The organism is Dokdonia sp. Hel_I_63 (assembly GCF_007827285.1).
In the GTDB taxonomy this organism is placed as follows: Bacteria; Bacteroidota; Bacteroidia; order Flavobacteriales; family Flavobacteriaceae; genus Dokdonia.
On sequence record NZ_VISD01000001.1, the window covers coordinates 1,860,795 to 1,872,978 of the forward strand.

9 protein-coding genes are annotated in these 12,184 nt (G+C 36.5%); 8 read left to right on the plus strand and 1 reads right to left on the minus strand.

Annotated elements, in window-relative coordinates; all coding sequences use genetic code 11:
- The first annotated feature begins 92 nt into the window (after nt 1-92).
- Nucleotides 93-743 carry an LON peptidase substrate-binding domain-containing protein gene (locus tag JM84_RS08195; RefSeq protein ID WP_144783663.1) on the plus strand — a complete coding sequence of 217 codons (651 nt, stop codon included), beginning with the start codon at nt 93-95 and terminating at the stop codon, nt 741-743.
- A 355-nt stretch (nt 744-1,098) separates the two neighbouring features.
- Nucleotides 1,099-1,977: a zinc-dependent metalloprotease gene (locus JM84_RS08200; protein WP_013749517.1), complete on the plus strand. Its 879-nt coding sequence runs from the start codon at nt 1,099-1,101 to the stop codon at nt 1,975-1,977.
- Nucleotides 1,978-2,079: 102 nt separating this feature from the next.
- Here JM84_RS08200 and JM84_RS08205 read toward each other — a convergent pair whose 3' ends face one another.
- Nucleotides 2,080-3,093, minus strand: a complete 1,014-nt coding sequence (locus JM84_RS08205; protein WP_144783665.1) for a pirin family protein — start codon at nt 3,091-3,093, stop codon at nt 2,080-2,082.
- Between the two features lie 357 nt (nt 3,094-3,450).
- Between JM84_RS08205 and JM84_RS08210 the strand changes: the two genes are divergently transcribed.
- From JM84_RS08210 to JM84_RS08235, 6 genes are all read left to right on the plus strand, one after another.
- Nucleotides 3,451-6,471 carry a tetratricopeptide repeat protein gene (locus tag JM84_RS08210; protein ID WP_144783667.1) on the plus strand — a complete coding sequence of 1,007 codons (3,021 nt, stop codon included), beginning with the start codon at nt 3,451-3,453 and terminating at the stop codon, nt 6,469-6,471.
- 76 nt (nt 6,472-6,547) lie between these two features.
- The gene (locus JM84_RS08215; RefSeq protein ID WP_144783669.1) at nt 6,548-8,326 is read left to right on the plus strand and encodes a TonB-dependent receptor; all 1,779 of its coding nucleotides are present in this window, start codon (nt 6,548-6,550) and stop codon (nt 8,324-8,326) included.
- A gap of 49 nt (nt 8,327-8,375) precedes the next feature.
- Nucleotides 8,376-8,849, plus strand: a complete 474-nt coding sequence (locus tag JM84_RS08220; protein ID WP_144783671.1) for a hypothetical protein — start codon at nt 8,376-8,378, stop codon at nt 8,847-8,849.
- A 658-nt stretch (nt 8,850-9,507) separates the two neighbouring features.
- Entirely contained in the window at nt 9,508-11,139 is a 1,632-nt protein-coding gene (locus tag JM84_RS08225; RefSeq protein ID WP_144783673.1) for an amidohydrolase, read from the plus strand.
- Between the two features lie 68 nt (nt 11,140-11,207).
- Nucleotides 11,208-11,921 carry a YqjF family protein gene (locus JM84_RS08230; RefSeq protein ID WP_144783674.1) on the plus strand — a complete coding sequence of 238 codons (714 nt, stop codon included), beginning with the start codon at nt 11,208-11,210 and terminating at the stop codon, nt 11,919-11,921.
- A gap of 5 nt (nt 11,922-11,926) precedes the next feature.
- Nucleotides 11,927-12,184 carry a DUF3820 family protein gene (locus JM84_RS08235; RefSeq protein ID WP_013749509.1) on the plus strand — a complete coding sequence of 86 codons (258 nt, stop codon included), beginning with the start codon at nt 11,927-11,929 and terminating at the stop codon, nt 12,182-12,184.

Here is a 12,184-nt window from a genome sequence, read left to right on the forward strand (position 1 = left end):
ATGTCTATAAATGTTGAACAATAAGGTTAAAAATTGTTCATTATATAACAGTAAGCAGAAGCTTTTGTATTTTTCATAGCCAAAATTAAGTTATGACTACAGCAATACTCCCCATGTTCCCGCTAGAAATGGTAGCCTTTCCAGGTGAGCCGCTCAATTTACATGTGTTTGAAGATAGGTACCAGCAATTACTACAAGATTGTGAATCTGGAGGAATCACCTTTGGTATTCCCACTTATATAAATAATAGCCTTGCTTATGGTACAGAAATGGAAGTTACACAGGTTGTAAAACGTTATCCTTCTGGAGCTGCAGATATTATCTGTAAAGGTTTAAGGGTTTTTAAGCTTATGAATTTTTATAATACGTTAGGAGAACGTTTATATGCTGGAGGAGAGGTTACATTCATAGAAGAGCGTCAAGAGCCAACATCCTCACGTAAAATAAGGTTTATTACATTGCTAGCTGATTTTTACGATGAGCTTGATATGAAAACTCCAGAAATCAACGAGAACAACATACGAAGTTTTACATTTGCTCATAAGATGGGATTGACTTTAGAACAAGAGTATGAGTTATTAAAAATAACTTCCGAGAATAATAGGTTACAATATCTCATAGAGCACCTAGAGATAGCGTTGCCTACACTAAAGTCTGTAAATAGAACAAAACGACTCATAGCTCTTAATGGTCATTTTAAAAATTTTGATCCTTTGGACTTTGATGATTATACTACTCAATAGTTAATATAAGAGTTTGTTTATTCAATTATCGTTAAATTGATTGCGAAATCCTCAATAATTGATAAGTTGTTGAGGATTTTTAATGTAAAAATGTGGGGTGATTTGTGTATTTTGGTTGATGATTGTTAAAAAAAATATTAGTAATACTTATCCTACAAAATTTTAATCTATTGTTGGTCAGAGCGTTAATGCCCTATAAAGGATTTCCTTTATCACTTTGTGGATATTTAGGTGTTTAATATGTTGATTTGATAAAAATGTTTACGAAAACGTTGTAGTGTTGTAATTAATGTATTTGTTATGTTAAAATGAGTTAATTTTGGACGAAACGTTAACCCTTAATTAAACAATCCAAATGAAAAATCAATTCAAATTTAGTGCAATGGCTATCGCTTTGATGGCTATAACGTTCACATCATGTGAAAAAGAAACAGAAGAAGCTATCGAGAACGACTTAGTAACCGAAGAGTTTGTAGCTGACACTAGAGAGGCTGTAACAGATGCAGGTGTTCTAGGCAAAATTAGAGAAGATCTTAAGCTTGATGCAGGTGCAGTAACAAAAGGGGATTTTCATCTTCCTGATGGTACAGTACAGCAACGTATTTACATAGGTGAAGATATTGTTGTGACAGCAAAGGAACTCGATGAAATGACAGTAAACCAAGATACAAGACAGTTTAGAACAAACAACCTTGTGACTGGAGCAAACAGAACCATAGATATCATAGGATATACTGGTAATGACAACTTCGGACTTTCTACAAAAGGGCGTACTGCATTAGAGTGGGCTGTAGCAAACTTTAACCGTATTTCTGGTTCTGCTTTACGCTTCCGTCTTACTTTTGGGACTAACTTCAATAACAGTGATATGGTAGTGTATGATAACACTGCGAATAATCCTGGTCAAAGTGGAGGTGTAGCTGGTTTTCCAAGTGCACAAGGACTTCCTAACAAGTTTGTACAGATTTATGGTCTTGAGGGATCATCTACAAACGTAAATGAGCACGTAATTACACACGAGATAGGTCACTCTATAGGTTTCCGTCACTCTGATTACTATGATCGCGCGAGCTGTGGAAGCGGTGGAGGTGAGTCTGCTGGATCTACAGGAGCAATACAATTACCTGGGACTCCAACAAGAGATTTTGACTCTATCATGCAAGCTTGTTTCTCAAACAATGAGGATGGTGAATTCAGCTCAAATGATGTTACTGCATTAAGAGCTATGTACTAAGAGCTATAGTTTACCCACACTATAGGTTAAAAATTAAACACCTCGTCTGTAAAAGGCGAGGTGTTTTTTTTGTGTAACGCTTTCGCGAAAATGTGATAGATCTTACTTAATCTCTTCGCGACCATCTGCATGCAGGGCAAAACGGCCACGTTCTTTAGGGTGTGTATGACCATAAGAACTCCAAGGCCAGCCACCAAAAGCCGTCTTTCTAAATTCGGTGATGGCTTCATGAATTTCTTGAGGGCTATTCATTACAAAAGGTCCTTGTTGAGCAACTGGCTCATTGATAGGTTTTCCTTGTAATAGTAAGAAACTTGCAGTGGTATTGCCGTTTTTTATCTCAAGCTCTTGATCACTTAAAAGATCAAGACTGTGATTAACTGGTATCTGATTACCTTCTATAGTTACTTTTTCTCCGCTAAAAAAATATAGAGATCTATTTAGCTGTGCAGCTGCCGAAGGTAATTTCCAGACAGCGCTTGGTTCCATAGTAATGAGCCAGATGGCTACGTGATTACTAGCATCCATAGCCCAAGAATCTGGAGCAGCATCGGGAGCTTTTGTATCATTGTAATCTCCAGATATGAGTTTTATGCTTGTACTTTTTCCATCGTCGTCTTGTAAGTAATGAATAGGAATGTCTTCTTTCCACAGCATTTTAAAATGTGGATCAACCAGCTTATTCTTTTTAGGAAGGTTGAGCCAGAGTTGAAATAATAACAGCGGATTTTCTTTATCATCATTCAGTAGCGGAAACATCTCGCTATGCTGTACGCCTTTACCAGCGGTCATCCACTGTACATCTCCATTTCCAAAACGCCCAGCAGCTCCTAGAGAATCACTATGGTCTGCGAGACCTCGCTCTACAATAGTTACAGTCTCAAAACCGCGATGAGGATGCGCAGGAAATCCCGGTACTGTCGTGCCGTGATACATATTCCATCCCTCTGCGTTGGGTTCAAAATCCATTCCTAGATTACGACCTTGTAGTGATGCAGCTGGACCTAGCTGCTCATTACCTTTCGGGTAATTATCTAGATGATATGCGCAAAAAAGAAAAGGATCTTGTGTTTCCCACTGAAAACCGAGTTGTTTAATTTTTTTAATTGCTGTCATAGGTGTTTCGTTTTTACATAGCATTACAAAGGTATGAATGAATGTTCTGCATTGTTAGCTACAATAGAATTTCAAATTTAATTAGAGATGTATGTAAATCTGATGTGAGGTCATAATTTCCTTAAGGGCAGGGTATTCAATTTTATTTTTTTAAGTTTTTAAAGTACTGTTTTAGACTGTTAAAATCCTTTTCACAACTCTATATAATTAACAAAGATTTCTGACGTTATGCTTAGGGAAGAAACTTAACTTTGAAGCGATGTAAATAGCGTGTTTAGCTTTCGCGAAAGCATTCTTATTTTACATTTTTTAGTCTATTCCTGATAATGATCAGAACTCATAAAACAACTCTTAACTATGCATAAAATCAAGTACGTACTTGTTGCATTATTTTTATATTCAACTATTGCTGTAGCGCAACAATCGGCAATATATACGAATGATCTTGTACAATTTAATAAGGCGCTCTCCTTATATAATAGCAAGCAATATCTAGCATCGCAAACTCTTTTTGAAGAAGTAAAGGGAGATACAGATGACACTACGGTAAAAGGTGATTGTGCGTATTACATCGCAAATGCGGCAGTGCGCCTCAATCAGCAAGGGGCAGATGATCTCATGACTACTTTTGTGACAGAATACCCTACAAGTACAAAGCGCAACAGCGCATTTCTAGATGTAGCTCAGTATTACTTTGATAATGGCAAATTTGCTTATGCTCGTAAATGGTATGATCGCGTAGATGAAAGCACTCTTACGGCAGGAGAGAAGGAGACTTTTTACTTTAATAATGGCTATGCTTACTTTAAAAGTAATCGTTTTGACGAGGCGAAGAAATATTTAAACCGCGTACGTGATTCAAAAAAATATGGAGCGCAGGCTAAATATTACATTGGCTTCATGGCTTATGAGGGTGACGATTATGAGGAAGCAAATGAGCTTTTTGAAGAAGTAGAAGCAGAGACAGGAGGAGCATATAATGAGGATCTTGCATACTTTAAAGCAGACCTTAATTTTAAGTTAGGAAAATTTGATGAAGCAATTTCAGAGGGAAAGTCACAACTAGCCAGCGCAAACCCAACAGAAAAGTCTGAGCTTAATAAAATTATAGGTGAAAGCTATTTTAACCAAAAGAAGTATGCAGAGGCATTACCATATTTACAAGCCTACAAAGGAAAGCGCGGTAAGTGGAATAATACAGATTATTACCAGCTGGGATATACTTATTATAAGCAAGGAGATTATGCAAATGCGATTAATGAGTTTAATAAAATAATTGATGGTAACAATAGTGTAGCACAAAATGGATATTACCACCTAGCAGAATCTTACCTAAAATTAGATAAAAAGCAAGAAGCACTCAATGCATTTAAAAATGCAAGTGAAATGGACTTTAATGCACAAATTAAAGAAGATAGTGGTCTTAATTATGCAAAGTTGAGCTATGAAATAGGTAATGCATACAAGTCTACACCTGCTGTGATTACAGATTATATAGATACATATCCAAAATCTCCAGCTAAGACAGAACTAGAAGCATTACTAATAGATTCTTACATCACCTCAAAAAATTACAAAGAGGCAATGCGCTTGCTAGAAAGCAATAATAATTTTGATAATAAGGTAGCTTATCAAAAAGTAGCGTTTCTTTATGGGCTTGATCTTTATAATGAAGGTAATTATCCAGAGGCTGCTGCTGCATTTAAAAAATCTCTTAATGAACCACGCGATCCTTTATATGTGACACGTGCGACTTACTGGAAAGCAGAGAGTGATTATGTTGCAAATGATTTTAAAGAAGCAATTATAGGCTACAAGCAGTTTTTAAATAATAGTAACGCTGCAAGTACTCCAGAATATCAAGACATCAATTATAACCTTGCATATGCATATTTTTCGGATAAGCAGTATGAACAAGCAGCGACCGTTTTTGAGTCGTATACTGCAAGTAATGTGCAAGATCAAACTAAGCTTAATGATGCGTATTTACGTTTAGGTGATAGCCGTTTTATAAGTAGTAAGTACTGGCCTGCACTTGAAGCCTACAATAAGTCTATAGCGCTTAATATGACAGATCAAGATTATGCAACTTTTCAAAAATCGATGAGTTATGGTTTTATAAAAAAGGATGAGGACAAAATAAGCGGACTTCAAACTTTTTCGACCAAGTTTCCAAATTCTACTTATCGCGATGATGCGCTTTATGAATTAGGTAACATCTATGTATCTCAAAACAAAAATGATCAAGCAATTACTGCTTATGATAAACTAGTAAGAGATTTACCTGGTAGCTCTTATGTGTCAAAAGCAATGCTTAAAAAAGCGTTGATACTTGATAATAAAAACAAGTCCGATGAGGCACTCGCACTTTTACGCAAAGTAGCTGGTGATTATCCTGGGACTCCGGAGGCATTGCAAGCAGTGACTACAGCAAAACTTATTTATATAGATCTGGGTCGTGTTGATGAATATGGTCAATGGGTGAGTACACTAGATTTTATCGATGTGGAGGATGCAGAGCTTGATGATGCTGCATACGCTTCGGCAGAGAAGCAATATGTGGAGAATAATGTAGGTCAAGCAGAACGACTTTTTGAGTCATACTTGAGTGACTATCCTAATGGGCAGCATGCATTACAAGCTCATTTTTATTTAGGGCAGCTCGCTTTCGCGAAAGCGGAATACAAAAAAACAATTCCACATTACCAATTTGTTATTGCAAAGGAGCGTAGTGAATTTACGGAGCAAGCACTTGCACGTCTAGGGCAAGTATATCTTACAGATAAAAATTACACAGCTGCAATTCCGGTGTTAAAACGATTAGAAACAGAAGCAGACTTCCCGCAGAATATTGTTTTTGCTCAGTCTAACCTGATGAAATCTTTTTATGAAAGTGAAGACTTGACAAAGGCAGTGAGATATGCTGAAAAGGTGCTTGGAAATGCAAAAATTGATAATGCAGTAAAAAGTGATGCGCAAATAATAATTGCTCGCTCTTCTATAAAAACAGGTGATAAAGCAAGAGCTAAAATGGCGTATGCTGAGGTTCAGAAAATTGCTACAGGAGCACTAGCAGCAGAGGCTTTATATTATGATGCTTATTTTAAAAATGAGGCGCAAAACTTTGAAGCATCTAATGTAGCAGTGCAAAAACTTGCTAAAGATTACAGTGGTTTTAAAGAGTATGGAGCAAAAGGTCTTGTGCTTATGGCAAAGAACTTTTATGCACTAGGAGATGCATATCAAGCGACCTACATTTTAGAAAGTGTGATTACAAATTTTGCAGATTATCCAGAAACTGTAGAAAAAGCACGTGGCGAACTAGCAATTATTAAACAAGCAGAAGGAAAAACGAATGCCTCTGTAGAAAAAGGGTAGTTGTTGATTAATATATCAACAAATCACTTGCTTTATAAATAAGACAAACGTCTAACGAATTAAGACAATACATTATATGAATCGTTCATTCAATACATTATATAACTTAGGACTTGTTGCATTTGCAATGCTTTTTGTTCAAGTAGTTACTGCACAAGAAGAAGAGTCTACCATAGGTACAGAAGTGGTAAACGTTGTAAAAGCGTATACTCCTACCATAAGTGATGCTTTTAAAGTAAAAGCGACTCCTGCGCTTAATGACTCTATCACTACAGCAAAAAAGAAAGTGACTTATAGCATCTTTTCTGTGCCTGTAGCGAGTACGTTTACTCCAGCCAAAGGCAAAGCTGCCGTAGTAAAGAAAACTAAAAAAGAAAAGTTGTATGATAACTATGCAACTATTGGTTTTGGTAGCTATACATCTGTTTTAGCAGAGCTTTATAGTAATTTTCAAATAAGCCGTACAGAGGATTTTGGTGTCTTTTTAAACCATAATTCTTCTCAGGGCGGAATAGACGGTACTGTAGTTGACGATTATTTTTATGATAGCAGACTTAATTTAAGTTACGGAGCGCGTGAGCGTGATATGACATGGAGAGCAGATCTTGATGCAAAACACCAAGTATATAACTGGTATGGAATTCCTGAGGAACTTAAGACAATTAACGGAGCAGGTAATACGCCTTTATTTAATGAAGATTTTGACGTGTCTCATTCTTTTCTCACAGCAGGATTAAATGGTAGTGTGAGTTTGCAAGATTCTTTCTTTAAGAAAGCAAATGCTACGTTGAGATACTTTGGTGATGATCAAGATAGCGGCGAACTTAGAGCATTAGTTGCTCCTACATTTGAGTTTCCTATTGCGGGAGAGCTTATTACAACAAAAGTAACAGCAGATTATGTAAGCGGTTCTTTTGACAACGCATTTGATACCGTAGATACAGAAATCAACTATAGCTTTCTTAATGCGGGGATTAATCCAAGTCTTGTAATTTTAAGAGATGACCTTGAAGTGACTTTAGGAGTAGAGGCAATGGTGTCGATAGATACTGAGGCAAGTGAAACAGACTTTTTTGTGTATCCAAAAATTACAGCATCTTACCGAGTGGCTGGAGATTATTTTATTGCGTATGCAGGTCTTGAAGGTGGATTACAACAAAATAATTACCATGATTTTGCTCAAGAAAATCCTTTTATATCACCTACACTTACTATCAAGCCAACAGATAAGCAGTATGACGGGTATTTAGGAATGAAAGGTAAATTATCTGAAGCTTTGAGTTACAACCTACGTGCAAGTTATACGGCAGAGAGTGATAAGGCTTTATTCATTCACAATCCATACTCTCAAAGTGGTAATGGCTTTGGTGCAAACGGATATGCAAACGGAAACTCTTTCTCAATTGCTTATGACGATATTAATACGGTAGGAGTATTTGCAGAGCTCAATTTTGATGTGAATGCAAACTTTAAAATGAAAGTAAACGGTCAATATTATACTTATAACACAGATAGCCAGCAAGAAGCTTGGAACCTTCCAGACTTACAGGCATCTGTTTTTGCAGATTACCAGATTACAGAAAAATGGTTTGCCGGAGTAAACTTATTCTTCATGGGAGAACGCAGTGATTTAGTATCTAGTAACGACCCTGCAGATCTTTTGATTACAAATACAGTGGAAACCCTAGATAGCTATTTTGATGCAAATGCTCATGTGGGCTATCGCTTTAATAATCGCTTGTCTGCATTTGCTCGTGTAAATAACATTCTAGACAGTAATTACGAGAAATGGCTCAATTATGAAGTTCAAGGTCTACAAGGAATGGTGGGAGCTACTTATAAATTTGACTTTTAAAAGCAACCTTTCTGTAAAGATTGCATCTTACATATAAACCCTTAAGGTTATGAAGAAATTTATAGGTGTACTAGCTTTCATTATTATGTTTATGTTCAGTTCTTGCAGTAGCGATGCAGATAGTGCACTAGCAGACTGCAGTGCTGTATCTTGTGCATCAGGCAATATTATAATACAATTTTTAGATGCCGAAACAGGAGAAGATGTATTCTTTAACGACACATATTCTTTTGATGAACTAACGATTACCGATGTATCTAACGACGCAGATTTCCCTTTTGTCACGGGTATATCTGATGATTCTCAGATTGCCCAAGTGGTACTCAATGCCTTTTCTGAAAGTCGCTCTAATGTAATGTTGCGTTTAACAGTTCCTGATGGTTTTGAAACAGACTTATCTTTTGATGTGGAATATAAGGAAGGAGAATGCTGCAATATAAATGACTACTCAGACGTACAGTTTTCAAATGTTGTAAATGTGGTACAGAGTCAGGGTGGTTTTTTCTATAATGTATATCTTTAGGCTCCTCTGTTATTAAGATAGTAGCAGTTATTTAAGATATTAGACACTATTGAAAAACAATTGGCACTGCGAACTTTGTAATCACCAGCGTAAAAATTTACGTGAGGGTTCAATTTGTAATCTCACAAAACGCAAACCAGACTTTAATCGTACGTGCTCAAAAAAGCTATTTTCTACAAAATTCAAAAACAGGCTAAGGGAGGTTAATATTCTTTTTGAGTATGCTAAAATTGAAAGGAAATCAAAGTTTAAAAGTGTATTTGTCTTTGGTCTATTAGGTTTGTTCTTAATAGGTGTTGGAGTTTATTTCCTATACTACATGTATACGATACTTGAATCTATGAAATCCCCTGGATATTATATAATTTTTAAATTGTATGGATTACCTTTCTTCATTTTTATTTTCGCTTATAAGTTTTTATCAGATAGCGTTAAGATATATAGTTATCACGTATTAAAGCTTCGCGAAGCAAAGCTCAAAAAAGATAGAATAGACGCAGTTCTGGAGCTGTATCACATTACATATGATTTAGAGATTGATCTCCATCCCAATTATAGGTCACCACAGGATGCAAAAGTTAATCTTGAGGTTCATAATCTTAGATAAAAACTATCAACGTACTAGGAGTCTTTTGTATTTTTAAACAAAAAACCAACGATGCGTAAAATTCTATATTCTTTAGCAATTCTTCCTTTATTATTCTCTTGCGAGACTAAGCAATCTGTAGACCTTATTGTCACAAATGCAAATGTGTATACGGTAGATAACGCTTTCGCGAAAGCGGAATCTTTTGCTATCAAAGATGGAAAATTTATAGCAGTAGGCACATCTAACGACATTACCGAAAAGTATGAAGCTGCTGAAACAATAGATGCTACAGGAAAAACTGTGTTGCCAGGACTTATAGATGGTCACTGTCACTTTTATGGACTCGGTCAAAACCTCCAAATAGCAGATCTCGTTGGTACTGAAAGTTATGATGAAGTAATTGCAAAAGTGTCTGCCTTTGCAAAGGCAAATCCTGATGCAACTGTGTTGAGAGGAAGAGGATGGGATCAGAACGATTGGGCTGTAAAAGAGTTTCCTACAAAAGATAAGTTAGACGTTTTATTTCCAGATGTTCCTGTTGTTTTAGAACGTGTGGATGGTCACGCATATTTAGTAAATCAAAAAGCGTTAGATCTTGCCAGTATTGACGCTTCTACAAAGGTAAGTGGAGGAGAAGTAATACTTGTAGATGGTAAAGTTACTGGTGTTCTTATCGACACACCGCAAACATTAGTTGACGCGGTATTACCACAACCTAGCACTGCCGAAAGTGCTCAAGTGTTACTAGAAGCACAGGAGCTTTGTTTTTCTTACGGTCTTACTACAGTAAATGATGCAGGTCTTAATAAAAACATTGTAGAACTTATAGATAGCCTTCAGCAAGATGGAAGTTTGCAAATGAGAGTATATGCAATGTTATCTAATAATGAAGAAAATCTAGATCACTACCTAACTACAGGAAAAGTAAAAACAGATCGTCTTAATGTACGTTCTATTAAGGTTTATGGTGATGGAGCTCTTGGTTCTCGTGGAGCGACAATGCGTGAGGCTTATAGTGATAAGGATGGACATTTTGGAGCGATGATCACACCATCTGAAGAGATGAATGATCTTGCAAAGCGTATCGCCGCAGCAGATTTCCAAATGAATACACATGCCATAGGTGATAGTGCAAACGTAGTCGTACTAAGAGCTTATGAAAAAGTGCTAGCTTCTAAAACAGATCCAAGATGGAAAGTAGAACATGCACAAATAGTATCAAGAGAAGATTTTGATGTTTTTAGTGAGAAGATTTTACCTTCTGTACAGCCTACACACGCTACTAGCGATATGTATTGGGCAGAAGATAGAGTAGGAGCAGAGCGTATTAAAGGAGCATATGCATACAAAGACTTATTAAATCAGTCAGGTATTGTAATCCTAGGAACAGATTTTCCTGTAGAACAGGTAAGTCCGTTTTATACATTTTATGCATCTGTTGCTCGTAAAGATTTAAAGCAATATCCAGAAGGTGGATATCAAATGGAGAATGCACTTACTAGAGAAGAAACTTTAAAAGGAATGACAATCTGGGCTGCCTATTCAAATTTTGAAGAAGACGAGAAAGGAAGTATTGAAACTGGAAAGTTTGCAGATTTTATCATCATGGATGAAGATATCATGACGGTAGAAGAGGATAAGATTCCTAACTTAAAAGTCGCTGCTACGTATGTAGATGGTATAAAAGTGTATCAGCAGTAAACGATCCTACTTTACAGTCTAGGTGAGACTAGCAGTACTTTATATAATTACAATCACACTATAATTCTATGAGCTTCCTTACCGCAGCATGGCGCCAGCTTGTATTTATAAATTATGAGGTAGATCCAACTCTTTTAGAGCCCTATGTCCCTTATGGAACAGAGTTAGATTTTTATGAAGGTAAATGTTACGTGAGTGTCATTGCCTTTATGTTTATGGATACATGTATTAAGGGTATTAAAATTCCGTTTCACGTAAATTTTGAAGAGGTGAATCTCCGTTTTTACGTGCGTAGGAAAGATGGTGGTATTTGGAAACGTGGAGCAGTGTTTATAAAAGAAGTAGTTCCTAAGCCTGCAATTTCTTTTGTTGCAAATGCACTTTATAATGAGAGCTATGAAACCTTACCAATGCGACATGAGTGGGAGATTACAAGTGAACATCGCAAGATCTCATATGGATGGAAAAAGGATGGCACCTGGCAGTCTATTAGTATAGAGGCTGCTGTAGCTTCGCAACCTATTGAGAAGAATAGCGAGATGGAGTTCATATCAGAACATTACTGGGGATACGCCAGTCCTTCTAAGTTTAAAACTAATGAGTACGAGGTGACGCACCCGCGATGGAATCATCATCCTATAAAGAAAGCAACGTTTGATATTGACTTTGAGGCGATGTATGGTGCTAAATTTAGCTTCCTACAAGCGCAGGAGCCTACTTCTATATATTTGATAGAAGGTTCGGCAATAACGATTGAGGGTAAAACGGTGGTTAAAAAATAACATGCATGGCAGATATACATAAAGAAGCACAAGATCACCTTATAGAGATGGCTTATTATAGAATGCCTTTTGGTAAATACAAAGGCTGGTACTTAGTAGATCTGCCAGAATCATATTTTGTATGGTTTAGGCAGCAAGGTTTTCCAGAGGGTAAGCTGGGAAGACTACTTCAAGAAATGATGGAAATAAAAGTAAATGGTCTAGAACCTATGATCAAAAAAATCCAACAAAAGTATCCTAGGCCAGCTAATTTAAGACGCTAA

Bases quoted from the DNA above. Each gene is read 5' to 3' on its own strand.
- JM84_RS08225 (WP_144783673.1), top strand. From the start codon at position 9,508: ATGCGTAAAATTCTATATTCTTTAGCAATTCTTCCTTTATTATTCTCT.
- JM84_RS08205 (WP_144783665.1), bottom strand. From the start codon at position 3,093: ATGACAGCAATTAAAAAAATTAAACAACTCGGTTTTCAGTGGGAAACA.
- JM84_RS08235 (WP_013749509.1), top strand. From the start codon at position 11,927: ATGGCAGATATACATAAAGAAGCACAAGATCACCTTATAGAGATGGCT.
- JM84_RS08210 (WP_144783667.1), top strand. From the start codon at position 3,451: ATGCATAAAATCAAGTACGTACTTGTTGCATTATTTTTATATTCAACT.
- JM84_RS08220 (WP_144783671.1), top strand. From the start codon at position 8,376: ATGAAGAAATTTATAGGTGTACTAGCTTTCATTATTATGTTTATGTTC.
- JM84_RS08195 (WP_144783663.1), top strand. From the start codon at position 93: ATGACTACAGCAATACTCCCCATGTTCCCGCTAGAAATGGTAGCCTTT.
- JM84_RS08215 (WP_144783669.1), top strand. From the start codon at position 6,548: ATGAATCGTTCATTCAATACATTATATAACTTAGGACTTGTTGCATTT.
- JM84_RS08200 (WP_013749517.1), top strand. From the start codon at position 1,099: ATGAAAAATCAATTCAAATTTAGTGCAATGGCTATCGCTTTGATGGCT.
- JM84_RS08230 (WP_144783674.1), top strand. From the start codon at position 11,208: ATGAGCTTCCTTACCGCAGCATGGCGCCAGCTTGTATTTATAAATTAT.